Annotated in this window: 24 protein-coding genes; 9 read left to right on the top strand and 15 right to left on the bottom strand. The window is 38.0% G+C overall.

Annotation, left to right across the window (positions count from 1 at the left end; translation table 11 throughout):
- Positions 1-30 precede the first annotated feature (30 nt).
- The 3 genes from tnpA to IM793_RS11105 all read right to left on the bottom strand — a co-directional run bounded on the left by tnpA (position 31) and on the right by IM793_RS11105 (position 4,761).
- On the bottom strand, positions 31-492 hold the full coding sequence (gene tnpA, locus IM793_RS11115) for an IS200/IS605 family transposase (RefSeq protein ID WP_193421298.1): 462 nt from the start codon (positions 490-492) through the stop codon (positions 31-33).
- Positions 493-1,609: 1,117 nt separating this feature from the next.
- The gene (locus IM793_RS11110; protein ID WP_193421297.1) at positions 1,610-2,164 is read right to left on the bottom strand and encodes an NUDIX hydrolase; all 555 of its coding nucleotides are present in this window, start codon (positions 2,162-2,164) and stop codon (positions 1,610-1,612) included.
- Between the two features lie 110 nt (positions 2,165-2,274).
- Positions 2,275-4,761, bottom strand: a complete 2,487-nt coding sequence (locus tag IM793_RS11105) for an outer membrane beta-barrel family protein (protein WP_193421296.1) — start codon at positions 4,759-4,761, stop codon at positions 2,275-2,277.
- Between the two features lie 217 nt (positions 4,762-4,978).
- On the opposite strand from IM793_RS11105, the gene IM793_RS11100 reads away from it, so the two are divergent.
- A complete protein-coding gene (locus IM793_RS11100; protein WP_193421295.1) occupies positions 4,979-5,908 on the top strand; it encodes an NAD(P)-dependent oxidoreductase in 930 nt (309 codons plus the stop codon).
- A 190-nt stretch (positions 5,909-6,098) separates the two neighbouring features.
- Entirely contained in the window at positions 6,099-6,650 is a 552-nt protein-coding gene (locus tag IM793_RS11095) for an OsmC family protein (protein WP_370629779.1), read from the top strand.
- Positions 6,651-6,723: 73 nt separating this feature from the next.
- On the opposite strand, the gene IM793_RS11090 is transcribed toward IM793_RS11095, so the two are convergent.
- Positions 6,724-8,604, bottom strand: coding sequence for a M1 family metallopeptidase (locus IM793_RS11090; RefSeq protein WP_193421294.1), 1,881 nt, complete (start codon positions 8,602-8,604; stop codon positions 6,724-6,726).
- Between the two features lie 301 nt (positions 8,605-8,905).
- Between IM793_RS11090 and greA the strand changes: the two genes are divergently transcribed.
- A complete protein-coding gene (greA, locus tag IM793_RS11085) occupies positions 8,906-9,379 on the top strand; it encodes a transcription elongation factor GreA (protein ID WP_029276724.1) in 474 nt (157 codons plus the stop codon).
- A gap of 88 nt (positions 9,380-9,467) precedes the next feature.
- Positions 9,468-9,866 (top strand): HIT family protein, encoded by a 399-nt coding sequence (locus tag IM793_RS11080; protein WP_193421293.1) that lies wholly within the window; start codon positions 9,468-9,470, stop codon positions 9,864-9,866.
- A gap of 107 nt (positions 9,867-9,973) precedes the next feature.
- On the opposite strand, the gene IM793_RS11075 is transcribed toward IM793_RS11080, so the two are convergent.
- A complete protein-coding gene (locus IM793_RS11075; protein WP_193421292.1) occupies positions 9,974-11,674 on the bottom strand; it encodes an MAC/perforin domain-containing protein in 1,701 nt (566 codons plus the stop codon).
- 104 nt (positions 11,675-11,778) lie between these two features.
- Positions 11,779-12,645, bottom strand: a complete 867-nt coding sequence (locus tag IM793_RS11070) for a hypothetical protein (RefSeq protein WP_193421291.1) — start codon at positions 12,643-12,645, stop codon at positions 11,779-11,781.
- A 175-nt stretch (positions 12,646-12,820) separates the two neighbouring features.
- Here IM793_RS11070 and IM793_RS11065 point away from each other — a divergent pair, with 175 nt between their 5' ends.
- Together IM793_RS11065 and IM793_RS11060 are read left to right on the top strand one after the other, a co-directional pair.
- A complete protein-coding gene (locus tag IM793_RS11065) occupies positions 12,821-13,459 on the top strand; it encodes an RNA polymerase sigma factor (RefSeq protein ID WP_227256214.1) in 639 nt (212 codons plus the stop codon).
- Positions 13,456-14,646, top strand: a complete 1,191-nt coding sequence (locus IM793_RS11060) for a hypothetical protein (RefSeq protein WP_193421290.1) — start codon at positions 13,456-13,458, stop codon at positions 14,644-14,646. Before IM793_RS11065 ends, IM793_RS11060 begins: the two co-directional genes overlap by 4 nt.
- Here IM793_RS11060 and IM793_RS11055 read toward each other — a convergent pair.
- The 5 genes from IM793_RS11055 to IM793_RS11035 all read right to left on the bottom strand — a co-directional run bounded on the left by IM793_RS11055 (position 14,643) and on the right by IM793_RS11035 (position 19,614).
- Positions 14,643-15,533: a pirin family protein gene (locus tag IM793_RS11055; protein WP_193421289.1), complete on the bottom strand. Its 891-nt coding sequence runs from the start codon at positions 15,531-15,533 to the stop codon at positions 14,643-14,645. The genes IM793_RS11060 and IM793_RS11055 overlap by 4 nt on opposite strands.
- Before the next feature lie 643 nt (positions 15,534-16,176).
- Positions 16,177-17,277 (bottom strand): NADH:flavin oxidoreductase, encoded by a 1,101-nt coding sequence (locus IM793_RS11050; RefSeq protein WP_193421288.1) that lies wholly within the window; start codon positions 17,275-17,277, stop codon positions 16,177-16,179.
- Positions 17,278-17,288: 11 nt separating this feature from the next.
- Positions 17,289-17,591, bottom strand: coding sequence for a helix-turn-helix transcriptional regulator (locus tag IM793_RS11045; RefSeq protein ID WP_138819606.1), 303 nt, complete (start codon positions 17,589-17,591; stop codon positions 17,289-17,291).
- A 994-nt stretch (positions 17,592-18,585) separates the two neighbouring features.
- On the bottom strand, positions 18,586-19,137 hold the full coding sequence (locus IM793_RS11040; protein ID WP_193421286.1) for a hypothetical protein: 552 nt from the start codon (positions 19,135-19,137) through the stop codon (positions 18,586-18,588).
- Positions 19,138-19,215: 78 nt separating this feature from the next.
- Positions 19,216-19,614, bottom strand: a complete 399-nt coding sequence (locus IM793_RS11035; protein WP_193421284.1) for a helix-turn-helix domain-containing protein — start codon at positions 19,612-19,614, stop codon at positions 19,216-19,218.
- A gap of 99 nt (positions 19,615-19,713) precedes the next feature.
- Between IM793_RS11035 and IM793_RS11030 the strand changes: the two genes are divergently transcribed.
- The 3 genes from IM793_RS11030 to IM793_RS11020 all read left to right on the top strand — a co-directional run bounded on the left by IM793_RS11030 (position 19,714) and on the right by IM793_RS11020 (position 22,112).
- Positions 19,714-20,088, top strand: a complete 375-nt coding sequence (locus IM793_RS11030) for a DoxX family protein (RefSeq protein WP_193421282.1) — start codon at positions 19,714-19,716, stop codon at positions 20,086-20,088.
- Positions 20,089-20,238: 150 nt separating this feature from the next.
- Complete coding sequence (locus IM793_RS11025; RefSeq protein ID WP_193421280.1) at positions 20,239-21,117, top strand: oxidoreductase; 879 nt, start codon at positions 20,239-20,241, stop codon at positions 21,115-21,117.
- A gap of 191 nt (positions 21,118-21,308) precedes the next feature.
- Positions 21,309-22,112, top strand: coding sequence for an AraC family transcriptional regulator (locus IM793_RS11020; protein WP_193421278.1), 804 nt, complete (start codon positions 21,309-21,311; stop codon positions 22,110-22,112).
- A 67-nt stretch (positions 22,113-22,179) separates the two neighbouring features.
- Here the strand turns inward: IM793_RS11020 and IM793_RS11015 are convergent, their stop codons facing one another.
- From IM793_RS11015 to IM793_RS11000, 4 genes are all read right to left on the bottom strand, one after another.
- Positions 22,180-22,404 carry a CDGSH iron-sulfur domain-containing protein gene (locus tag IM793_RS11015; RefSeq protein WP_010600649.1) on the bottom strand — a complete coding sequence of 75 codons (225 nt, stop codon included), beginning with the start codon at positions 22,402-22,404 and terminating at the stop codon, positions 22,180-22,182.
- 58 nt (positions 22,405-22,462) lie between these two features.
- Positions 22,463-23,173, bottom strand: a complete 711-nt coding sequence (locus IM793_RS11010; RefSeq protein ID WP_193421276.1) for a GNAT family N-acetyltransferase — start codon at positions 23,171-23,173, stop codon at positions 22,463-22,465.
- Positions 23,174-23,251: 78 nt separating this feature from the next.
- Positions 23,252-24,034, bottom strand: coding sequence for an alpha/beta fold hydrolase (locus IM793_RS11005; RefSeq protein ID WP_193421274.1), 783 nt, complete (start codon positions 24,032-24,034; stop codon positions 23,252-23,254).
- A gap of 266 nt (positions 24,035-24,300) precedes the next feature.
- Positions 24,301-25,035 (bottom strand): SDR family oxidoreductase, encoded by a 735-nt coding sequence (locus IM793_RS11000; RefSeq protein ID WP_193421272.1) that lies wholly within the window; start codon positions 25,033-25,035, stop codon positions 24,301-24,303.
- Positions 25,036-25,050: the final 15 nt, after the last annotated feature.

Here is a 25,050-nt window from a genome sequence, read left to right as displayed (position 1 = left end):
TGATTAATACGTGGCAAAGATAATAATAAATTATTCTGGTTCTTTGAAGATATATCTTTCTTCGTATTCAATCTCAAACGTTTTTAAGAAACGGGTGTACTCCTGTAAAAAGCTCTCCTTTTTATGGTGCTGTTCCTGGTTTTGAATGTATTGAATGACCTGTTGAATATGGCTTTTCGAATATGAAAATGCAGCATAACCTTCTTGCCAGGCAAATTTTGTTTTACAAAATCGCTGGTCATTAATCCATTTAGAACTTTCTGTCTTTACATTTTGAATAAGGCTAGAAATAGACTGATGTGGCCGCATACCAATAAAAATGTGAATATGATCGGGCATACAATTAATCTGTATCATTTTATGGTTATTTGCCTGAAATATTCCTGTGAGATATTTTAATAGCCTTTCTTTCCACTCCGGACGAATTAATGAAGCACGAAATTTAACAGCAAAAACAAACTGAATGTGTAGTTGGGTATAGGTATTTGGCATGGCGTTCTAAATTTAAATCATAATCAAACGTTCCTACGGAACGAAAATTGCCGTCTGCAATTTCTACCGAGGAAATGTCCATACTGGACATTAATAATTTTTAGGATGATTTAATATTTAGGGATTGCACTAGCAATTTAAAACAAATGGCTTTATAGAACAAGTGTTAATGCAATATTTTTAGGTATTAGGCAAATTTTATAACAACCCACTGTTAAAAGGACTAATAAGTCGACATTTCTCTGGAACATCAATAATTTTTGGAATGATTTAACATTTAAGGATTGTACCAGCAGTTTAAAACAAGTGGCTCTATAGAACAAGTGCTAATGCAATATTTTTAGGTATTGGGCAAATTTTATAACAACCCACTGCTAAAAGGACTAATAGGCAGATATTTCTCTGGGGCATCAATAATTTTTGGAATTACTTAACATTTAGGGATTGCACCAGAAATTTAAAACAAATGGATCTATAGAACAAGTGCTAATGTAATATTTTTAGGTATTGGGCAATTTTAACCCACTTTTAAGGGGCTAATAAGCCGATATTCCCTGGGATAACAATAATTTTTTGGGATGACTTAACATTTACGAATTGCAGCAGCAATAAAAAAAATGGCTTTATAGAACAAGTGCTTACGCAATATTTTTAGGTAATAGGTAAATTACAACAACCCACTGTTAAAAGAACTAATAAGCCGATATTTCTCTGGGACATTAATAATTTTTAGGATGATTTAATATTTAGGTATTGCACCAGAAATTTAAAACAAATATCTTATTAAATAAGGGTTGATGCATTGTTTTGCAATCTTAAATTAGGTGCAATTTTTGAATTATAAAAGATGTACAATTTTTTATTTGACACGAAACGTTCCTACGGAACGAAAATTGCAATTTGTATTATTTCTACCTAGGATTTGTTCCTACGGAACAGCTTTTGGATTTAGTAACAAAATAATAAGCACTTGGATTAGATATAAAGGTGGACCATTTTTAAAAAGATTTTATAATTCACCCAGATTAACCCTAATGTTCCATAGGAACATATGCCCGGTAGAAAAAATATATAATATTTTTTATGTTCCGTTAGGAACATTTGGTGGTTCACCTGGTTACAATTCACCATTTAGCATCATCAGTTTAGCTTTTAAGATTGCAGCTACGCTCATCGAGTCAGTAATCTGTCCGTTCAAAACCATTTGATAAGCCTCATCAAATGGTAATTTTTTTACCACGAGTTGTTCCGTTTCTTCTGGCATCGCGATACCTTGAATTAAACCAGTGGCAACATAGATTATACTCAATTCATCGCTCACAGAGTTAGAAAGATGCATCCTTTGTATCTCTTTCCAGTTTCTGGCACTCATTCCCGTTTCTTCCAGTAATTCCCTTCTTGCACTTTCTAATGGCGCTTCATGGAATGGCCCACCGCCTTCAGGAATTTCCCAGCTGTAGGCATTTAGTGCATACCTGTACTGACCAACCAGCCAGGTATTGTAGGTTTCATCCAAAGGAAGAATTCCGATGGCCAGATTCTTAAAATGGACTGTGCCGTAAATCCCTTGGCCACCAGATGGATTAATGACCTGGTGTTCGGTTAAACGAATCCAGTTGTTGTCGTATTTTACCTCGCTTTCCAGCGTTTTCCAGGGGTTAATCTCTTCCATTGTCGCAAGATAACAACTTGTTATAATTTTAAGAAGAAAGGACTTGTATTGAAGAAAATTTAGGACAAAAAAAAAGTGCTTAGATTTGTTCTAAGCACCCTTGGTTAAAATTAAAACGATCCTTCATCAGGGCGGTTTTCCTGCTCTTCTTTCTTCTTTTTGTTCGTACCGGTAAATGTAGTTTTTCCAAAGCGGTAAGAGAAGGTTAAATTCCCCATTGTTCCCTGAAACTGGCGTTCAAAATCAACAATTGTTGCTCTATCTTCAGTGGTCATGCTCCATCTTCTGGTATTAAATACATCTCTGACATTGAAACTCAAAGATGCTTTTTTGTTCGGGAAATCATATTTGGCTCCACCGTCAATTCCATACATCGCATTACGTTTTCCCTGTGCCATCACTTCTGGTGCCCTATAGTCGCCGCGTACCTGTAGCGATAGACTTTTAACTACTGTTAAATTTCCGGTTAGGTTGGCGTTCCAGCTAAAGCCACTGCTTGATGGAATGTCAAATCGTGCATCACCAGCAAACTTGGCCTGGTACAAGTTTACGTTGGTAGTGAAGTTTAAAGCTTTAACAAGGTCAAAACGGCCAATTAATTCTAAACCGCTATTAATCTGGTTTGTTAAATTTTGAGGGGTTGAAGTAATAATCCCATTAACTGGTGTACTTCTTACGCGTTGGATCACATCATTGGTCTGACGGAAATACAAGCTTGAAGTTAAGGTTACTTTTTTCCAGTATTTACTATAACCCAATTCAAAAGAGTGTACATCTTCCGGTAATAAATTAGGATTACCGCCTCTGTAGTTTAATGGGTCAGAAACATCTAAAAATGGATTGGTATCCCAAGGCCTTGGACGGTTTACGCGACGGGTATAACTCAGTTGAAGCTGGTTATCGCCCTTCAGTTTCTGTGTTAAGAACACACTTGGGTATATTCTTTTGTAATGGATGTTTCCTTCCGCAGTGGTTAATACATTGTTGGTGTAGCCTTCTAAATGTGTATCTAAACGTGCATCTTCCCCCCTTAAACCTATTTGATAACCAAAATCTTTAATCTGGTTCTGGTAATTAAAATACAATGCATGCACCTGATCTTTGCTATCAAAACCATTAATCAACTTATTGTTGCTGATGTAGATACTGCTATTGGTTAGGATTGAATCTGCATATTGATCATTCTCCCCTAAGCGGATCTGGCTGCGGTAACCCACTTCAATTTTACCCGCTTTACCTACTGGCAATGCATAATCCGTTTGAATATTGTAATTGGTGTTGTTCCCGGTATTAAATACACGTTGTAAACTTAAGGTCTCATCAATGGGTACACCATTGCGGTTAGTGGTGTTTGTGCTATAATACTGATTACTATTATTGGTGCCATAAGAATAACCAAAATTAAAGCTTAGTTCTTCCTTCGGTTTCTTAAACTTTTGCACATAATCTAAATTTGCATCATAACTTGTTCCAAAACCGTCCGTGCTGTTCGCTCTGTTGCTTAGCAGAACTGGCGAATGGTTTTTATCTAATTGTCTGATGTCGAGCTGATCGTTACGCTCATTATCTCTTGAATTAAAACCTCCTGATAAGCTGATTACACTTTTAGGGGCTAAATAATAATCAATACCCGCTTTGGCATTATGTCCTTTATCCAATGATTTGGAAACTGTATTTTGACTGGCAAATCTTGTTCTTAATGAATCTGATTTATAGGTAATATCCTGAAAACCACCTCCAACACGATAGCCGTAACGATAGCCGTAGTTTCCATAAATATTAACTTTACTATTTTGGAAACTTAAGTTGGTATTGGCATTATAGTTATCGCGGTTACCTGCCGTTAGAGCAACTGAACCATTAAACCCAAGTTTTGTATTTTTCTTAAGTACAATGTTAATGATGCCTGACTGGCCTTCAGCATCGTATTTTGCAGATGGATTGGTAATAACCTCCACACTTTCTATGGAGCTGGCAGGGATTGACTGCAGGATTTGCGCAACGTTACCGCCGGCAATTAAAGAGGGCTTTCCATCAATTAACACTTTAACACCTGAAGAACCACGTAAACTAACATTGCCATCCATATCGGTAGAAACAGAAGGAACATTCTGCAATAAATCGCCGGCAGAACCGCCTTCGCTGATCACACTCTGATCTACTGCGAAAATCTTTTTATCAATCCCCATTTGCATGCCCTGTTTTTGGCCGGTTACGGTAATTTCGCTTAATACATTACCTTTTGCAGCATTCATTTTAATGTCGCCAAAATTTAAGGTACCAGTACTGGCAGTTATCGTTACATTGTCCCTAACCATGGTTTGGTAACCAACAAAGCTGATTTTAAATGTAAAAGTCCCGGTAGGGATTTCAGTCATTACAAATGCACCATTCACATCTGTTTGAACTATTTTGGCGTTTTTTGCTGTGGCTTTATTAATTAAGACTGCTGTGGCAAAAGGAATGGTTTCTTGTGTTTTGGCATCTTTAAGTACTCCGGTAATTTTTGCCTTTCCGCCTGTTTGTGCAAAAAGACTAAATGAAAGGGTGAGCAGTAATAGGGTAATTTGTATTGTTCTTGATTGTAAAATTCTCATTAAAAATAAAATTTCGTGTGTTTTATAAAGGGAGACAAAGTAACGGCAAGTAAGTTTAATAAATGGGCCGTAACTATTTTATTACAGCCATTTTATAGTAATATTTTTGTGGGTTAATTTACAGTTGGTAGTTCGTAATTAGCAGTTTTCAGTTTTGCCTAAAACAATGATGGAATATTACAATTGGTGAATGTGCAAAATGTTACTTTTGTTCATTATGAATAAAATATTAATTGTTGATGATTTGCACCCTGTATTTAAAGAGCAGGCCATTGCCATGGGCTACCAGGTTGATGATGAACCTCAGATTACGCGTCAACAAACTTTAGATAAAATAAAAGATTATACCGGTATTGCCGTAAGGACGAAATTTAGGATCGATGCCGAAATTTTTGCTGCTGCGCCGAATTTAAAGTTTGTGGCCAGGGCGGGGGCGGGTTTGGATAATATCGACGATAAAATTGCCTTTGAAAGAAGTATAGAGCTGATTAATGCACCCGAAGGCAACTGTGATGCTGTTGGCGAACATGCCACAGGCTTGCTTTTATCTTTGATGAATAACTTCCGTAGGGCGGATATGGAGATTAGGAACGGTATTTGGGATCGGGAAGGAAACCGCGGTTACGAACTGAAAGGCAAAAAAGTCGGGATTATAGGTTATGGCTTTATGGGGCAGCGTTTTGCGAAAAAACTGGCAGGTTTTGAGGTTGATGTAATGGCTTACGATAAATATAAAACAGGTTTTAGCGATGCTTTTGCCCGTGAGGTGAGTATGGAAGAAATTGTAAAATACAGCGATGTGCTTAGTTTGCATATTCCACTAACTGCTGAAACCAAGCAGATGGTTGATGATGAATATTTCTTCCACTTCAAGAAGCCTATTTTTTTTATTAATACCGCCAGGGGTGAAATTGTGAACACGTCAGCGGTACTTAACGCGATAAAAACAGGAAGGATATTAGGGGCAGGGCTAGATGTTTTACAGACAGAAAAATTCCCTGCTTTAGGTGAACAGCCCTGGTATAATGAATTAAAGAATAACGAAAAAGTGATTTTAACTCCACATGTGGGGGGCTGGACGTTTGATTCTTACCGAAAAATTTCGGAAGTTTTAGTTGAGAAATTAAAGAGGCTTAGTTTTAGCTAATCAAGACCTCGCAGGTTTTTAAAACCTACGAGGTCTATTCTGCAGACTTCGTTAACTAAACCTGATAGAGCGGAAAGCCCACAGCGCAGCGAGGACTTGGAGAGATAGCAGGGCTTTCAGAACCGAAGCACCACCAAACCCTGCTTTTCAAATATTCACCACCTAAGCCATCTTAGTGATAAAAAGGTTAATGTCTTGTCTGGAAGTAGGCGCAAAAACAGGAAATCTCCATTTTATTTTCTTAAATTGGCAATACAATCTAACCAATTTTATCATGCCGAAAGATCACTTATATTCTACCACAGTTACCTGGACGGGCAATAAAGGCTCGGGTACGATGGATTACCGTTCGTACGATCGTGATTATGTAATTTCAGTAAAAGGCAAAGCCGACATTTCCGGTTCATCAGATTCTTCATTTTTGGGCGATAAATCTAAATATAACCCTGAAGACCTCTTGTTGGCCTCAATTTCGAGTTGCCACATGCTTTGGTATTTGCATCTATGCTCTAAAAACGAAATCGTAGTTATCGATTATAAAGATGAAGCAGTAGGTACAATGGAAGAATTGGCTGATGGAAGCGGTAGGTTTAGAGAAGTTACCCTTCATCCACAGGTCTTAATAGCCGATAAAGCACATTATGAACTTGCAGCATCGCTGCATCATGAAGCCAATAAAATGTGTTTTATTGCCAATTCATTGAATTTCCCGGTTAAACACCAGCCGGTTCTTAGTTACTAGTTAGCAGTTTTCAGTTCACAATTTTCAGTTGGCAGTTATATCAAACTGCCAACTGAAAATTACAAGCTGTTAATTATTTTGCTTCCCAAACATTGTCTCTCGGCGTAGCATCTACATAAATGCCGTTATCCAGACTGATTGACGTTATTTTTTTAGTGGTGTTGATAGTGATATTAACTTCTTTCTGGTTTGCTTTCCAAACCGCTGGTGTTTGGTGTATGGTATTAACTTTTCCATCAGCATAAGTGACTACCACATCAAAAGGGATTGCAAAACCACCGACATTTTTAACAGCTACTGTCGATTTTCCTTGTGCAGACGTTACTTTGTTAATCGCTAAATCAAGATAGTTGTTGGTAAAGAACCAGTTTTGGAAAAACCAGTTTAAATCCTGCCCAGAACCTGCATTCATCGAATTAAAATAATCCCATGGAATTGGGTGCTTGCCATTCCAGTTGCTCATATAAGTATGTAATGCTTTTTTGAATAAGTCGTCTCCAAGCATATCCTTTAACGCAAGGTAAGATAATGACGCTTTTCCATAAGAGTTGTTCCCATAACCAGCTCCCGAAACCTGGTCGGACATTGAAATTACCGGTTGGTCTTCTTCTGTAGATTTATCATTAATGTATTCATCAACTCTAAATTTCTTGTAAAAATCATCAGCAGCTTGCTTGCCGTGCTCGGCAATACCAATTAAATATTCGAATGTAGTGGCCCAACCTTCATCCATATAAGCATAACGGGTTTCGTTAATGCCCATGTAGAAGGGAAAGTAAGTATGTGCTACTTCGTGGTCTTGAACCAACTGTGCAAAAATAGGATCGCCAAATTGAGAATCGTTTACCATCATTGGGTATTCCATATCGGCAAAACCCTGAAAAGCAATCGTTTTTACATAAGGGTAGGGGATGCCCGGCCAATTATTTGAGAACCAGTCTAAAGCGTTCAAATTGTATTTAACCGAGTTAACAAAGTCTTTACCGGTGGTTGGATTATAGGCCGCCTGAGCGCTCGATCTGCGGTTGTTTTTTTTATCTACAATTACACTTGCGCCATCCCAAACATAGTGGTTACTTAAGGCAAAAGTAACATCGGTAATGTGGTTAACCGCAAATTTCCAGGTATTCCAGTCTTTTTGCTGGGTTACTTTACCATCTTTCATTTCCTGCTCGGTAGCAATATGGATTACTTCATCACCGTTATATGATTTCTTTAAACGCGCAGAAATTTCAGGTTGTAATACTTCATCCGGATTCAGGAAATCGCCTGTGGCATATACCACATAGTTTTTAGGTGCTTTAATAGAGAATTCGTAATCGTTAAAATCGTTATAAAACTCGGCTCTATCGGTGTGAGGAATGCGGTCCCAACCATTATAATCATCGTATACCGATATGCGTGGATAGCTATAGGCTACAAAAAACGAGTTGGGATCAATCTGCCCTTCGCGGCCACTTTCTTTTGATAATGGGTAATCCCACTCTATTTTAACTGTAATTTTCGATTTTGGCAATAAAGGTTTCCTTAGCGGTACATTACCTACTGTTCCCCAGCTTTTACTATCCACTTTATAGGTTTCGCCATTTACCGAAAAAGCGATAATATTTAGACCCGTACTCAAAAAGTCTTCACTTACAGCGCCACTTCTTGGCGAAGTTGGTTTATGCAGATTGTTTACAAAGCGGATGGCCAGGTTTTTTAAGGTATCGGAACTGTTGTTGCTGTATAAAATTTCTTCTTTACCGCTAACCACTTTGGTTTCAGCATCTACCTTAATATCCATGTTGTATTTACCATGGTTCTGCCAGTAATTTTGACCGGGTTTTCCATTCATTGAGCGTGTGCCTTTGGCGTATGCCGCTTTGATATTTCGAGGCATATAGAGCTCCTGGGCCGAAGCCATATACCCGCCCAGACTGAGGAGCAGAGCGATAGAAAATAACTTTTTCATTTTTTAAGAATAATTTAAGCTAAATTAAAACTAATGATTGGATTTTAAATGGGTTTATATTTAATGTTACGTTTTTAATGGTAAAGTATTAAGGGTAGGTGTTGATTCGTATCTGTTCTCAACTGTCCTATTTTGGGTATATTAAGTCCTATTAATCCTTAAATCGTAAAAATCATGAGTATTTATTTGCTTTTGTAATTTCCACATTTTATCTTCGTTATAATTGAAGCAAGACTATGTAGCAAACCAACTATATAGTCTTGTTTGTTTTTTATAGCGTTTGAATAAAATTAATAGAGCAATGACAGAGGTAACATACTATACCCAAGAAGGGTTAGATAAATTAAAAGAGGAAGTTCATTATTTAACAACTACCGGTCGTCAGCTTATATCTAAAGCAATTGCAGAAGCAAGGGATAAAGGTGATTTATCGGAGAATGCAGAATACGATGCTGCTAAAGAAGCGCAAGGTTTGCATGAAGCTAAAATTTCAAAATTAAAAAATACGCTGGCAAATGCACGTTTAATTGATGAGTCTAAATTAGATTTATCGAAAGTATTGGCATTGTCTATCGTAAAAATAAAAAATGTTAAAAACGGTGCAACCATGACTTACCAGTTGGTGGCAGAAACAGAGGCTGATTTAAAAACCGGGAAAATTTCTGTTAAATCGCCGATTGCGCAAGGTTTATTGGGTAAATCGGTAGGCGAATTTGCCGAAATTGAAGTACCTGCAGGTAAAATGCAGTTTGAAGTGCTCGAAATTTCTAGATAAGCGAATAGCGTTTGGCGGTAAGTGATTATTAAAACGCCTGTCGCCAAACGCTTAACCCTATACCTTCCACCTTTTAACCTTCCACCTTATGACTATCTTTTCAAAAATCGTCGCAGGCGAAATCCCTGCACATGTTGTAGCCGAAACCGTAGAATATTTAGCCTTTTTAGATGTTCAGCCATTAACTGCAGGGCATGTATTGGTGATCCCTAAAATTGAAACCGACTATATCTTCGATATGGATGAGGATTTATATGTTGGTTTATGGATGTTCGCGAAGATTGTAGCCAAAGGTGTAAAAATTGCTTTCCCTTGTAAAAAGGTAGGTGTTTCTGTAATCGGATTGGAGGTTCCGCACGCACATATCCATTTAATACCGATGAATAGTGTAAGTGATATGAACTTTAGCAAAGAAAAATTAAAGCCAACCAATGAAGAGTTGGCCGAGGCTGCTGAGAAAATTAAGCAGGCTTTATTAGCAGTATAAAAAAGGCCGGCTGATACCATCAACCGGCCATTCTACCCGCCTAATTCAATTATTTTTATTGTGCTAGCGCAGCTTTAGTTGAACAAATAATCCTTTCTGTGATAGTCTTATAATCCTACTATCACATAAGTTCTTAATTCATCAAAACTAATCTCTGTAGTTGCCATGCTATTAACCCAATCTCTAATGCCATAGGTATCTAAAACAAAATCATCGTGTATTGCATAGGCAAGTTTACGTTTAGTAGTTTTAATTTTATTGCCATCTGTGTAATCTATGTAAGAGACATCGCCATTAAATAAAAGATAAGTAATATTATTTTTTGGATTTCTGAACTTTTTCATTTGTAATTCATTAATACCGTTCAGTCTTGCAAACCCAGCCACTTTAGTATTGGTGATATCATTCACAATAACATCATCATCATTCGCGATTATGTTTATTTTATAAAAGTTTTTTTTCGACTCTTTATATTTATTGGCCATTCTCATAAAATCATCATGATCACGTGTTAGGTAAGAATTATCAATATCATTATCTGCAATAGCAATATAGTCGCCAAACCTTGTTACGAGATACACACCTAGAAAACCTCCTGCTTCTGTTTTTATTTCTATTCTTGGTTCTATGAAACTCTGTTGATTAGTAGGCCCTATGATATGTCTTCTAATACTTTCCTTAAAGTTTTCCTCTAAAATAAAATCAGAAATAGGTATTAATCCTCCTTGGTTAAATTCAACCAATACAGATTTGCTTTTATCATTTAAAGATGAAGCCCAAGAATTTAAATTAATATTAATGTCGTCTATTTTCTTAGGAATTGTGAATGTCCCAAATCCAAATTCCCCACCATAAGTTTTAACGGATGCTACAAAATCAGAAATCCTATTAGAGGATGCTATTGTACTACCGTTGATGTTACCTATGCCAAAATTAAGACTTCCTCCGTCGGCCCCTTCTTTTTTAAACCCATAAGATGCGCTGATCGAGTTATCCATTGACCGGGCCTTTGTTGCAGAATCATCATTGGAAGTAGAAATACCCGTGAATAGGGCAGTTGCTCTTCCCCCAGAGTTAAAGTTTGTGATGACATAAGAACCGAAATTTTCTATTAATTTACCCATCGGGTTATTATATAGCTCGTCTATGAAATCAGGTCTTAAATAATCTTCTGTTATTTTACTTTTAACATTATCTGTCGTTAAGATTTTATATGAAGCATCTCTTATATATGCATTAAGCTCTCCAAATACTCTATTTGTTTCATTAACTTTGCTTGAAGAAAATACATTTTCATATTTATGTTTTGCACCAAATTTAAAAAGGCCTAAGTTTAAAGAAAATCCACCAGTTGTGGTGGTCGTCTTATTACTTAGTTCAGTATATTTATCAAAACTTGTGAAAGAGAAAGAGATTGCCTCTGCTTCCCGTAAACTTAAGGAAGAATAGTAATCAGGATGATCTGTTAGTAATCTCTCAATATCTATAACCGGAAACCCTACGCCATCAGGGCTCCCAAAATCATTATTCGTGAAATTATAACTTCTGCCTAAATAATACCTTATATCTAATATATCAGGAATACCCGCTAATCCCATTATTCCTTTGCCTTTAGCTGAAAGAACTTTTTTGGAATTAAATTCTTTGTTTGACAAATAAAATGGAGTGTTTGATGCTCTTTTTTGCAAGATTGTTATACCTGGCTGGCCGGAAAGATCACCATTCGATTTTGCATGATTATTTTCTTTTTTACATGCAACTGAAAATAGTAAACCAAAAATGGCTACGGGGGTTAGAATTTTTTTCATAGGAGATATTGTGTTTATTTAATTTTTTTTAAAAAATTAAATGCATTAATAGGATGTAGATGTCACCCTTTTGCATTTGTTAGGAAGTGTTTTATTATAGGAACCTAGTTGGGTGCTACAGTAGCATTTAGTTGTAATACAGGCCAAGTTAAACCTGGCCCTCTTCCGATTACTATGCCCAGGTTATCGCTTCTTTTTACATCTGATATCCAGTAGTATAATGGCCATCCTTTATAGGTTAACTGTTTTTTGCTAATTGTAGCTACAGTAATTACACCAACATCGGTTTTTGTTATCGCAGAAGGTACGTTAAGCACTTCAGATTCATACACTGGCCAGATACCTTCTTGTGTTGCACTCTTGGTGTATGTATTTACGCCATTTTTGTCTGGTGCAAAAGCATACAACGTACGTCCTTTGCTATCGGTTAAATAAATGGTTTTTCCGTCGCCAACAGCATAAGTACTGGTGTAATTGATATTTTTGCCATCAACTACTCCAACCAATTGTGCATTAGCCAGCATTAACGAATAATCGGGTTTGGCTACAAACCAGATGCCACCAACACCATCACCTTTAATTTCACCTTTTGAGGCATCACCAGCGTAATAATAAAGCGGGTAACCACGGTAAGTGCTTTGTTTACGGCCGTCAGCGCGGGTAACCTCACCAACTTCGGCTTTGTTCAGGTTTAAATCGGTACTGGCATCTGCTGAGTAGTAAAGTGGCCAGGCGGTTTCACAACCATCAGTACAGGTTGGCGTACCTGCAGCATCGTTTGCAAAAAAGTATAAGGTTTTGCCGTCTTTGTCGGTTAATACTGATCCGAATTTCGCATCTGTTGCCAGTTGGATACCTTTTTTGTTATTACCCGCGGGTGTAGGGTCTTCTGAATTATTTTTTTTGCAGGCCATAAATACCATGGCTACACATACAACAGCCAATAGGTTTCTTTTTAAGTAGATTAGCATAACATTTCGTTTTTAGTTTTAACTTTAATAAAAATTGATATGCTGCTATTACGCCCTCAAGTTGTAAATGGTTGCTTGCATAATGGAGATTTTTAGACCAAAATGAATAATATAAAATTTTTTAAAAAAAGTAATTTTTGAAGCAACCTTTCGTTGTTCCTCATCGTAATCTATTTTGAAAGGAGAACTTGTGACCGCTAGCCGCGATAGTGAAGGAATTATACAAAAATACATTCAGGGCTGCATTAGAAATGAAAGAGATAGTCAGAAAGCACTATACAAGCATTTCTATAGCTTTGCTATGGGCATTTGTTTGCGTTATACAAACGATCGGTTAGATGCCGCAGGTATATTGAATGATGGATTTTTTAAAGCTTTTAAAAATATAACCAAGTATGAGCCTTCTAAGGCTTTTTTGCCCTGGCTTGGGCGCATAATAACCAATACTGCCATTGATTATTATCGTGCCAATTTAAAATTTGCTGATCACGTAGATATTGAGGATCATGAAAATATTGTGCAGGTAAGTTCTATATACGATAAGCTTGCCTACAATGATTTATTAACCTTAGTTCAAAAGCTGAGTCCGGCATACCGTACCGTTTTTAACCTTTTTGCAATAGATGGTTACAGCCATGAAGAAATTGCCGAAATGCTTGGGATATCGGTAGGTACATCAAAATCTAACCTGTTTAAGGCAAGGCAAAAATTACAGGAAATGTTAAAAGCTACAGATGCGAAAACTTACCAGGTAAGGAATTCGGAAGTAGATAGAAACCTTTTACAGGTAAGGTTAAACACAAATATGCAATGAAAGAGGGAAAAGATATTGATAAATTATTTAAGGATGGATTGGAAAACCCCGACCTGCCTTTTAATGATTTAGATTGGGATAATCTGGAGGAGAGATTGCATCCAACACCAAAAAGGAGGGTTGTGCCCCTAATTTGGTTAACTGCTGTGGCTGGTATAGCCGCAATGTTGCTGCTGGTGTTTTTATTGGTTAAACCGAAAGCTGATCAGTCTGAGAACAAGCCACTGGTTAAAACAAAAAGAGAAACAAACAAAAAAAGTGATAAGCTTTTAAATGATAAAGACAATTTAATTAATAAGCCAGCAGATGAAACCACTTCAAACGAAAATGGGGGAATAAGTTTATTGGCAGGAAATAATAATAAAAATAAAGCCAGGAATTCCCAAAAAGGAGCCGAAATAGGGTTTACGAATCAAATTTCCATGAAATCTGTAGAAATGGGTAGCAGTAATGCGATCAACTATTTAGCCAATGTTATTTATAATCCTGAAATAAGTGCTGAAACAAAACTAGTAGAATTTGAAAAACAAAATCTTACAATTGAACCAGTCAAAGGAAAAATACCAAGGATTAAAGATCCAATTTTTAAGAAAAAATCACGGTTTGTGTTGAGTATTCTGGCTGCGCCAGATTTAACCAGCGTGCAGAAATCCGGGCAAAGTAGCTTAAGTGGTGGTTTCGGCATAGAAGCGACTGTAATCCTGACGAAAAAATTAAGTGTTACTACCGGGGCTTCTTATGCAAAGAAAATTTACGATTCGAACTTTAGTTTATATAAACCCAATACCGACTATGTATTCGGCATAAAACCAACAAATATTCACGCCAATTGCGATGTCATTGATATCCCGATTAATTTAAACTATAAAGTTTTTAATGGCCGTAGAAATTCTATTTTTGTAAGTACAGGCCTATCCAGTTATTTAATGTTAAAAGAAAAATACAGCTATTCTTATAATGGCGCTTATCAAGGTCCTGCAGATTTCGAAGTAAGAAATCAGAACCAGCATTATTTAGGTATAGCCAATGTAGGTGTGGAGTTTCAGCATAAAATAAATAATAATTTAAGTATAAGCGCTAAACCATTTATGAAAATCCCGTTAACGGATATTGGTTATGGAAACTCTAAATTATCATCCACAGGTGTTGCCGTTTCGGTAAATATGAACCTGTTTAAACGGAACTAATGTTTAATGTTTTTAATAGGATCTGGTAAAGGCACAAAACCTGTTTCACCAGGAACGGGTTTGAAACTTTGCTCCAGCCATTTAATTTTGGCTTTTTCAATTAATTCCCTATCCGAGGCAACAAAGTTCCAGTAGATAAAACGTTCTTCAGGGAAAGGCTCGCCGCCGAAAATGTAAACTGTGGTATTTGCGTGCATGGTAAATTCGCACAGTTTGGCATCGTTGGCAATTAAAATCTGGCGGGGTTCGAAAATATGCCCATCGCTCTCTATTGCGCCTTCTAAGATATACAGAGCACTCTCACCGAAAAGATAATCGCCAATATTCACTTTCTGACGATCAGTGCTTTTTAACTCTAAAAAATACAGAGGGCTGTATACCGGAACCGGAGATTTGTGACCAAAAGCTTCTCCTGCAATCAGTTTAAAATTAACGCCATCTTGGGTCCAGCTTGGAATGTCGGCCCCTTCAACGTGGCAAAACTCAGGTTCCATTTGTTCTAAATCTTTAGGTAAAGCCACCCAAATCTGTAAGCCATGGAGCATTTTATCGGTATGACGAAGGTATTCAGGGGTTCTTTCTGAATGTACAATGCCACTGCCCGAGGTCATCCAGTTTACCTGGTCCGGTTTAATTACAATATCTGAACCCAAACTATCCTTATGTGTAATCTCGCCCTCAAAGAGGAAGGTTAGGGTAGATAAGCCGATATGTGGGTGAGGTGGAACGTCGAGGTTTTCGTGATCGCTCATTGCAGCTGGCCCCATGTGGTCGATAAAAGAAAAAGGACCAACCATACGTTTCTCTCTGAAAGGCAACAACCTGCCAACCATAAAATTGCCAATATTTGCGGGTCTTTCTTCAATAATGAGTTTAATGTTCGACATGTGATGATCAATTTTAAAGAGGTGAATTTAAGGAAAAAGGATGGGATTTAAATTGAAATTCTATTCGTCACGTCATTTCAAGCGAAGTGCAATGGAGTCGAAAAATCTGCCTAGATAGATCTCTCCATGCAGCGATGCTCCAGTCGAGATGACGAAACCCGGTACCAAGAGGAGGACCTCTTTTGGGTTTTGGAAAGCAATTGCAGAAGCTTTTGGGTGGTTGTAGTCCCGCTTTCGCTTCTGCCAATTTGAAGGAATTGGCATCCCGCTTTAATCGGGTTTAGGTGGCCACGGCACTGCTGCTGTCAGAGGTCAAATAAACCCGACCGACAGCGTTATTCCGACTTTTTCAGTCGGGATTAAGCAAAGGGCGGGGCTGGAGCAACCGAAGCATTGCAAGCACTGCTTTCCTAATCATAGAGAAAAAAAATCTATTCATTTATCATACAACTCACGAAATTTCTCTTTCGTTGCTGAAAAGCCTGCTCGTAATGACGGACTAGGCGAAAGTGCAACTAACTCCGTGATTTCTGTGCTCTCCGTGGCAAAAACTCTAAATGTCAGATGGTAACATCTGACATCACAAACAAAAAAGCATCTCGAAAGAGATGCTTTTCTAAGTTTAAAAAGAAAAAATATGGTTTTATACCAATTCCATTAAAGCCTCTTTGCTAAAGCCTTTCAGTTCTTCCATGCGGTTATGCTTAATTTTTTCTACCCAGTTTGGATCTGCTAGAAGCGGGCGACCAACGGCTACCAAATCGAAATCACCACGGTCCATTCTGCGTACCAGTTCGTCTAGTGAACTAGGCTGTGAACTCTGACCTGCGAAAGCACCAAAAAAATCGCCGTCCAAACCAACTGAGCCTACTGAGATTGTCGATTTTCCGGTTACTTTTTTGGCCCATCCTGCAAAATTTAAATCAGAACCTTCAAATTCCGGTTCCCAGAAACGGCGCTGCGAACAATGGAAAATATCAATTCCGGCTTCAGCAAGTGGGGTTAACCATTGTTCCATTTCCTGCTCATTTTTAGCCAGTTTAAAATCGTAGGCAGCAGGTTTAAATTGTGATAAACGGATAATTAAGGCGAAATCTTCACCAACCCTTTTCCGTACCTCTTTAATTACTTCAACAGCAAAACGGGTACGCTCGGCTAAGGTTTTACCACCATAAATATCGGTGCGGTTATTTGTACCATCCCAAAAAAACTGATCGATCAGATATTGGTGTGCACCATGTATTTCAACGGTATCAAAACCTAAAGCTTTGGCATCAGCTGCTGCCTGACCAAAAGCTGCAATGGTATCGGCAATAGCCGCATCTGTCATCGGTACACCATTTTCGAAACCTGGACTGTTAAAAGATGACGGGCCTTCAAATGGAGCACTTGGTAACCAGCCAGACGCATGGTTTGCATGAATACCCTGGTGCCAGATCTGCGGCCCCATTTGCCCGCCAGCCTGGTGAACTTCGTTAATTACATGCTGCCAACCTGCTAAAGCTTCAGCACCGTAAAAATGGGGAATGTTGGGATCGGCAGAAGAAGATGGACGGTTAATTACGGTTCCTTCTGATAAAATTAAGCCTACTTCGCCTGTTGCTCTTTTTGCATAATAAGCTGCAACTTCGGGTGTTGGCACTCCACCTGGAGAGAACGACCGCGTCATTGGAGCCATTACTATTCTATTTTTGATATTTAATGTTTTAAGGCTAAAAGGCCTGAATAAACTATCTGTGTTCATATGTTTCTAAATTATAATTCGGTATTGATGATTTCGCTTAATTTTTTTAAGCCTTCTTTATTGCGTTTGTAATAAGTCCATTGGCCCAGGCGTGTTGAACTGATTAAATCGGCACGTTGTAAAATAGACAGGTATTCGGAGATGGTACTTTGTGATAAACCACTTTTAATCTGGATCTGCCCAACACAAACACCAACGTTTTCAAAATCTGCATTTGGCTGTTCTGGAAAATTAAGCTCGGGCTCTTTTAGCCAGCCTAAAATCTGTAAACGTGTTTTGTTCGAAAGGGCTTTAAATATTTCTACCTGATCCATGACACAAATTTATATCGACTTTTCCCGATATGCCAATTAAAAGAATAAAGTTTACAATTGGATGTAAAACTTGATGATGAATAAAAATGAATTATGGTACAAGCTGAAAGATTCTTTGCTGCCTATTATTGACTGATTTTGGAGAACGGTCGTCATTCCCGTGCAGGCCCTATCGTGGGGACACATCTTTTGGTTTGGGTTTTTTATACGTTTTGGTAGCTTGCTTTAATAAATTACAGGTTTTACCGAGGAACGCCGTCAATCCCAAGGGCCGGAGAAATCAAAAAAACAGTTGTAAAAAAGAACAAATACTACTGCCAAACCTAAACGCAGTGGTTTTGTGTTCATAAACGCTAATTTAAAACTTTAAATAATTATGAACACAAAACGAAGTGCGGCTGTTTTTTTGATGCGTGTAGGGCTGTGTAAAAGGCCCATTGCTGGATTGACATAGCGCTTTGGGTACTTTGGCGCTCCAAAGTACCATGCCCCCGCGGCAAAGAGCAGAAAAGACAATGTTTATGTATTAACTTGAGTTCGATTAATAATGTGGCTTTTAGAGCTATTCTTTAGGTATTTTAGTATTAGTGTCGTCACCCTGATCTCGATAGCTATCGGATTCATTTCAGGGTATTAATAGCAGGAAAGATGACCGACTTAATGAATGTGTACTAAAAAAACAAATATGGAATTAACAAAGATGTGTCCACACGATAGGCGCAGGCGGGAATCTTAAAGCACTTGCATTAAGATTCCCAATCAAGTTGGGAATGACGATCTCTCGCAGCCTACCATTTGCCAAAAAGATCTGTCTTTAATATTGATTTTATGAAATAATAATCCCTCAGAATGACAAGGAGATATGCAAGGGCAAAAAACGGCTAAAAAAGAACGGGGATAAATCATACCGACCTATCCCCGTCATCTAAATTAACGCTCTCATATATATAAACAACCAAAAAGGTGATTTATTATATTTGATGTAAAATATTTTTTATTTTTTTGCTGCTGGCTTTTTTGCGACTGCTTTTGCTTTCTTTTCGGCTACTGGAGTCTCTTCAATTGCTTCCGCTTTTTTCTTTGCAGGTGCCTTAGCTTTTTTAACTTCTACAATCGGCTCTTCAACTGCTTCCGCTTTCTTTTTAGCAGGTGCTTTTGCTTTTTTAACCTCGGCAGGTGCTTCTTCAGTTACAGCTTCTTTTTTCTTAGCTGGAGCCTTCGCTTTTTTAACTTCGGTAACTGGTATTTCAACAACAGGTTCTTCTTTAACCTCTACTGCTTTCGGAGCATGATCTTGTTGTAGATAATTTGCCAGGATCTGTCTTAAATATACCTCTGGTTTTGGCATATTGATGATAGTTCCAGGCTCTTTATCCTGAGATTGTTTAATATAAGCTGATTTTATTTTGCCCCAATCTTTAGAGTAAAGTCTGATAAACATCTCTACAAATTGTTCGTCTGTATATTTTTTAGGCAACCTACCCAGCACTGCCTGAATTTTTTCTTCTTTTTTATGTAATACCGCCATCGATTTTATTTTGTACAAAGATAGCCGAATTTTATCATTATCAGTTTTTTGCTTTTTTAGGTGAAAATAGATGGTCTGGAACGTTTAATTTAACTCCTAAATAGAAGCTGTTATCTCTGCTACGGCCGATTCGGTTTTTCTGTTCTTAACTAACCGTTCGCGATGTTTTAGTCCCCAATCTCTTAATTCATTAATTACTTTATCTAATGATTCGCTGTATGGAGTAAGTTCGTAGGTTACGGTAACCGGAGTGGTAGAATATACTTTGCGGATCACAAATTCATTTAATTCCAGATCTTTAAGTTCTTTCGATAATATTTTGGGTGTAATTTCTCCAAGCGATTTTTGGATCTCATTAAAGCGCTGCGGTCCTTCTTGCAAAGAAATAATCAGGGGAAGTTTCCACTTGCCATTTAACACGTAAAGCGCGTCTTTTACCGCGTTTAAACTTGCAGTACAGGTTTCTTTATTGTGGTGTTCTTTTCTCGGTTCCATAATACAAAGGTATAAGCTTTCATAAAGGATATCACTATCCTTTGGGATACTAGTATCTTTTAGATAGTAAAACAACATAGGTTTGCACAAAAAAATAATATGAAGACAAAAACAATCAAAATTATCTACTGGACATCAACCGCTTTAGTTTCGTTAATGATGACTTTCTCAGCCTATTCTTATCTCACTAATGAAACCATTAAACAGGCTTTTCATCACTTGGGCTTTCCTGATTACTTCAGGGTAGAATTAGCCATAGCCAAAATTTTGGGTGCTGTTTTATTACTGTTACAGATAAAGGGGCAATGGAAAGAATGGGCATATGCTGGTTTCGCATTTACATTTGTTTCGGCATTTATTGCACATACGGCATCAGTCGATCCAATCAATAACCGCGTTGGTCCGGTTGTATTTTTAATGGTGTTATTGCTATCTTATTTTACTTATCACAAAGTTAAGGTCAAGTCTGTTTAAATTGAGTGCTGAGAAAATGATTCAGCTTTAAAAGATGTCATTCTTTCTTACTAAAAAAGATAATGAGCTTTTTAACAAAGTAAATTGAGCCTTAAAGCAAAGCTTTGCCTTGATTATCGACCTACCTTTGATTCATAAAATATAGAAAAAATGAAAAAAGTTTGGTTTATAACCGGTAGCTCACGTGGATTAGGACGTGACCTAACCGCACAGGTACTGGCAAAAGGTGATTTGGTTGCTGCAACAGCAAGAAATACTGATGCTTTAAAAGGCTTTGTAGAAAAATATACCGATCAGATTCTGCCAATTACATTAGATGTTACCGATTACGATCAGGTTCACTTGGCTGTTGAATCTGCCATTGCACACTTTGGTAAAATAGATGTTTTAGTCAACAATGCTGGTTTTGGTATTGTAGGTGCTGCCGAAGCTTTTACCGAAGATCAGGTTCGCAGCCAGCTCGAAACAAATTTATATGCACCGATAGAGATTACCAGGGCAGTATTGCCATTTATGCGCAAACAACGTTCGGGCAGAATTCTTCAGATCAGCTCAATAGGCGGACGTGTAGGGAATGCCGGGGTGAGTATTTATCAGGCAGCAAAATTTGGCCTTAGTGGTTTTAGTGAAGCGCTGGCGAAAGAAGTAATTGAGTTGGGTATTTATGTAACCAGTGTAGAACCTGGTGGTTTCCGTACTGATTGGGCAGGCGCTTCTATGTCTTATGCACCAAATATCGAAGGGTATGAAAATACGGTAGGGAAAAGAGCTGATTTTTTTCAGAGTGGTAATTTTGTACCGATGGGTGATCCGGAAAAGGCGGCCAGAGCAATGCTGGATCTTGTGGAAAATCCTGAACCACCGGTACACCTGGTATTTGGAAGTGAAGCCATTGGTATGCTTAAACATGCTGATGCCGCCAGAGCTGCAGAAATGGAAAAATGGATGCAGGTAAGTTTATCAACAGATCATGATGAGGCCGAGAATTTTTTAGCTACTGATCTGGGTAAATCTTTTATCAAGAAGTAACTGGTTGTATCGTCATTTCAAATGGTGTGCAACGCAGTATGGAAATCTATTAAAGATCCACTCATATTTTGAAGTGCTTAATTATAAGCTTTATTGGGAGTCTTAATGCCATTGCTATGGCTTATTGCATTAAGATCCCCATCTGCACGTGGATGACAGTATCTCACTATAAAATCTTAAATTTGATCAACATGCCAAATCAAACCAAACGTCCTGAGATCCTGTATTCCTGCTATTCACAAAAAAGTAGCGAGGGCGAACAGTTTATTCCCAATCATTCGGTAGGATTAGTTATTGCAGGTACTTCTGAGATTTTTATCGGTGGAGAAAAATTTGTTTTCTCTGATGGCGATTTTAGATTTTTCAGGCGTAACCAACTGGCAAGGTATACTAAATATCCACCTGCAGGTGGGGAGTTTAAATCTATCAGTATCAATATTAATCAGGATATTTTGCACAGCATTAGCAACGAATATGATTTGCACATGCAAAAGCCTAATCACGATGTTAAGGGTTTAGCACTCGAGGCGAATAGCTTGCTGAAGAATTATATTGATTCGCTATGGCCGTATTTAGACGGAAATAACGGGTCTAACAAAGCTTTAGTTGATTTAAAGGTTAAGGAAATGGTCATGATTTTATTGCAGACCAATCCGGTGCTGAGAGATGTGCTTTTTGATTTCTCTGAACCTGGAAAAATCGATCTGGAAGCTTATATGAATGCCAATTATAAGTTCAACGTAGATATTAACCGGTTTGCTTATTTAACCGGCAGGAGTTTGGCTACTTTTAAAAGAGACTTTGAAAAAATTTTTAACCTTTCGCCGAACCGCTGGCTACAGAAAAAGCGTTTAAATGATGCCTATTATCTTATTACAGAAAAGGGCTGGAAATCATCAGATGTTTACCTCGAGGTCGGTTTTAAAGATTTATCGCATTTCTCTTTTGCATTTAAAAAGGCTTATGGCAGGTCACCATCACAGATTGGTAATTAATTTTCTTCGTTATACCTGAAGCAAAAAGCACCAACCTTGTAAGATCGATGCTTTTAAATGATTTTTATTAAACTTTTTTAGGAGGAAGATCGAATGCAATGGCTTCATGCTCAAAGTGGCCATTGTGTGCGCCGTCGCAAAAAGGTTTGTTTTTGGATAAACCACAACGGCAGATCGAAAGAACTTCTCTGCCCTGTAGGCCATAAACGTTTCCGTTTCTATCTACAATTTCGAAATCGCCCTCAATTTTAACAGAGCCGTTATTGTTAATGGTAAGTTTTGTTTTAGACATGTTTTGTTATTTGTCTGGCAAAACTAAGCCATAAAAACCGTAATTTTTTTACTGATTTCTATTTAGAAACATTCTCTCTTGAATCTAAAGCCTCTTTTTTGATCACGTAGGCAATCATATCGGTCCTAATTTCGAAACCCAGTTTCTGATAAAGCTTGATAGCAGCCTCATTATCGTTCCTCACGTGCAGAAAAGGGATTTCGTTGCGGAGCAATATGCGTTTGATCTGCTCTTGCAGGATCTTAAAGGAATAACCTTTCCCTAAATGATCGGGATGGGTACAAACCGCGCTTACCTCGCGGTAGGGGCTGGGGAAAAAGCGGTGACCAGCCATAGATGCCAGTTTCCCATTCACGAATATGCCGGTATAATTGCTCAATTCTATGGTTTTGGACAGGAAAGGTCCTGGTTTAGTCAATTCCACAAGATCAATCATCTCGGCAACATGCTCCTGATCCAGATCTGTGAGCTCCGCTCCATCTGTATCAGGAACCTTTACTCCACGGAAAATAAACTGGTACATATCGATATGCGTCAATAATTTCCACTGTCCTGGAATTTCGACCGGTGTTTTTGCGAAAAAAACAAAAAGGCTTTCGGGTGGGCTGATCTGATAAAGTGTATTTAAATTCTCCTGCGAATTATCTTTTAAACCAGCGAAGGCAGTAACATCTTCGGTATAATACTTTACTGTTTCTACACCTTTTGCCAGGTGGTTATGGCCAGAAGTTAAGGCATAATATATGGGATTATCCAATACGTGTTCCATCCGGCAAAGATATTAAATGCTAAATCAGATGAGGGTAATTTTTGGGCGGATTAATCGAACATACTCATCGCCACATCACTATTGGTTTAAAAAAGTTTCCACCAGATGTGCTGTAATCTCAATCGTTTTGTCGCTTACATCCGGGTTCAGGTTTTCGCCGATCATAGCGCCATGCATACCCGGTAAAATAACCAGCTGCGCATTTGCAATCAATCTCGACATTTTAACCACATGTTCCGGCTTAATCACATCTTTATCTGCTACCATTAAAAGCGCATCGGCGGTAATGCCTCTCAAATCATCATCGCTCAGGTCAGTAAAATCGAGCATACGTTGTTTGTCCTTTTCGAACATGGTCTGCAGCGCGTTTTGATCTGTGTTTACTGCTAAAAAAGCTGTTTTAAGCGGTTCTGGCATATGATCGATAGTGGCGTCTCCAAATCCATTATAAAAACCATCAATTAAACCTTCACGTTGGTAATTGGCCGAAATCACAATGATTTTATTCACCACAGTCGGATGGTGTGCTGCAATATGTAAAGTTGTTGTTCCGCCATTGCTGAAACCTAGAAAATTGGCTTTTGTTATTTTTAGCTGATGTAATAACGTAGTCACATCCTCTGCATCCTGCTTAAAAGATTCGGCCTGGTCCCGGTCGCTGGTACGGCCATGTGCTTGGAGCTCAACTGCAATAACCTTCCCCCAATTTTCCAAAAGAGGGATAAGTCTGCCAAATGATGATTGAATGGTAGAGCCACCACCATGTATCAAAACAAGAGGTATTTCTCCTTCACCATAGATTTCGTAATACATCTTAATGCCGTTTACCTTTTCATGGTCTGCTTTTTTATATGTTCCCATCAGTTTCGGTTTAAATAGTTGCTGCACAAATCTAATTAAGCTACCCGAACAATCAGGTACAGATAACAGACAAGTTTAGGGCTTTTTGAGCCAATTAATGCAGTACTTCGTCCATCTAAGGCTTTTATAAAGAAATGGCCGAAGCGGATGATCAGCAATTGGCTATGAAATAATGGCAATTTAAAAGCCCTATTTTTTAAACAGGGCTTTTAAATGATGTGAAAAGTTAACAAAGAAACTTTGTTGCGTCTCAATAGCAATTATGCTTACCATGGACTTATTCCTGTATCAGGCGCGTTGTCATCACTAAAAAATTGACCTGTTGGCCCATCTTGTCCTAGTGTTGCCGCTTTTACTACTCTTGTAGCTGCATCAGGCACCGTTCCCGGACCAGAGTGATGATTAAAATCTGTAGCAGTATAGCCAGGATCAACCGCATTTACTTTAAAAGGGGTATTCAACAGGTTATTGGCCAATAGAATGGTATACGCATTAAGTGCAGCTTTCGAAGAAACATAACCGGCTGGCTTTACGCCATAATATTTCCAGGTCGGATCATTGTGTAGCGTAAGTGAACCTAAACCAGATGTAACGTTCACGATTCTTGGTGCTGCCGATTGCTTTAATAAATCCATAAAAGTTTGGGTGACTGTAATTACTCCAAAAAAATTAGTTTCAAATACCTGCCTGAAGATATTAATATCTGTTTCCAAAGCGGGGTGCATAGGACCACTAATACCTGCATTATTGATCAATACATCAAGCACCTTAATTTTCTTTGTGAGTAGCGTTCCGGCAGCCTGTACAGATTCGAGGTTATCTACATCAATTTCTATAGGCGCTACGTTGTTTAAGCCTTCTAATTTTAACTGGCTTACGGCTTCTTCGCCTTTTTTAATATCTCGGGAGCCTACATATACGTAGTATCCTTGCTGTAATAATTGTCTCGCGGTTTCAAAACCAATACTTTTATTTGCTCCTGTAATCAGTGCTGTTTTCATAATTTCAAATATTTA

It is taken from the genome of Pedobacter sp. MR2016-19, assembly GCF_014947265.1.
GTDB lineage: Bacteria > Bacteroidota > Bacteroidia > Sphingobacteriales > Sphingobacteriaceae > Pedobacter.
The sequence above is the reverse complement of the archived record's forward strand: the minus strand, read 5'-3'. Positions and strand labels throughout refer to the sequence as shown.

Coding starts and splice junctions, on each gene's coding strand:
- tnpA (WP_193421298.1), bottom strand. CDS start 492: ATGCCAAATACCTATACCCAACTACACATTCAGTTTGTTTTTGCTGTT.
- IM793_RS11110 (WP_193421297.1), bottom strand. CDS start 2,164: ATGGAAGAGATTAACCCCTGGAAAACGCTGGAAAGCGAGGTAAAATAC.
- IM793_RS11105 (WP_193421296.1), bottom strand. CDS start 4,761: ATGAGAATTTTACAATCAAGAACAATACAAATTACCCTATTACTGCTC.
- IM793_RS11100 (WP_193421295.1), top strand. CDS start 4,979: ATGAATAAAATATTAATTGTTGATGATTTGCACCCTGTATTTAAAGAG.
- IM793_RS11095 (WP_370629779.1), top strand. CDS start 6,099: ATGTCTTGTCTGGAAGTAGGCGCAAAAACAGGAAATCTCCATTTTATT.
- IM793_RS11090 (WP_193421294.1), bottom strand. CDS start 8,604: ATGAAAAAGTTATTTTCTATCGCTCTGCTCCTCAGTCTGGGCGGGTAT.
- greA (WP_029276724.1), top strand. CDS start 8,906: ATGACAGAGGTAACATACTATACCCAAGAAGGGTTAGATAAATTAAAA.
- IM793_RS11080 (WP_193421293.1), top strand. CDS start 9,468: ATGACTATCTTTTCAAAAATCGTCGCAGGCGAAATCCCTGCACATGTT.
- IM793_RS11075 (WP_193421292.1), bottom strand. CDS start 11,674: ATGAAAAAAATTCTAACCCCCGTAGCCATTTTTGGTTTACTATTTTCA.
- IM793_RS11070 (WP_193421291.1), bottom strand. CDS start 12,645: ATGCTAATCTACTTAAAAAGAAACCTATTGGCTGTTGTATGTGTAGCC.
- IM793_RS11060 (WP_193421290.1), top strand. CDS start 13,456: ATGAAAGAGGGAAAAGATATTGATAAATTATTTAAGGATGGATTGGAA.
- IM793_RS11055 (WP_193421289.1), bottom strand. CDS start 15,533: ATGTCGAACATTAAACTCATTATTGAAGAAAGACCCGCAAATATTGGC.
- IM793_RS11050 (WP_193421288.1), bottom strand. CDS start 17,277: ATGAACACAGATAGTTTATTCAGGCCTTTTAGCCTTAAAACATTAAAT.
- IM793_RS11045 (WP_138819606.1), bottom strand. CDS start 17,591: ATGGATCAGGTAGAAATATTTAAAGCCCTTTCGAACAAAACACGTTTA.
- IM793_RS11035 (WP_193421284.1), bottom strand. CDS start 19,614: ATGGAACCGAGAAAAGAACACCACAATAAAGAAACCTGTACTGCAAGT.
- IM793_RS11030 (WP_193421282.1), top strand. CDS start 19,714: ATGAAGACAAAAACAATCAAAATTATCTACTGGACATCAACCGCTTTA.
- IM793_RS11025 (WP_193421280.1), top strand. CDS start 20,239: ATGAAAAAAGTTTGGTTTATAACCGGTAGCTCACGTGGATTAGGACGT.
- IM793_RS11020 (WP_193421278.1), top strand. CDS start 21,309: ATGCCAAATCAAACCAAACGTCCTGAGATCCTGTATTCCTGCTATTCA.
- IM793_RS11015 (WP_010600649.1), bottom strand. CDS start 22,404: ATGTCTAAAACAAAACTTACCATTAACAATAACGGCTCTGTTAAAATT.
- IM793_RS11010 (WP_193421276.1), bottom strand. CDS start 23,173: ATGGAACACGTATTGGATAATCCCATATATTATGCCTTAACTTCTGGC.
- IM793_RS11005 (WP_193421274.1), bottom strand. CDS start 24,034: ATGGGAACATATAAAAAAGCAGACCATGAAAAGGTAAACGGCATTAAG.
- IM793_RS11000 (WP_193421272.1), bottom strand. CDS start 25,035: ATGAAAACAGCACTGATTACAGGAGCAAATAAAAGTATTGGTTTTGAA.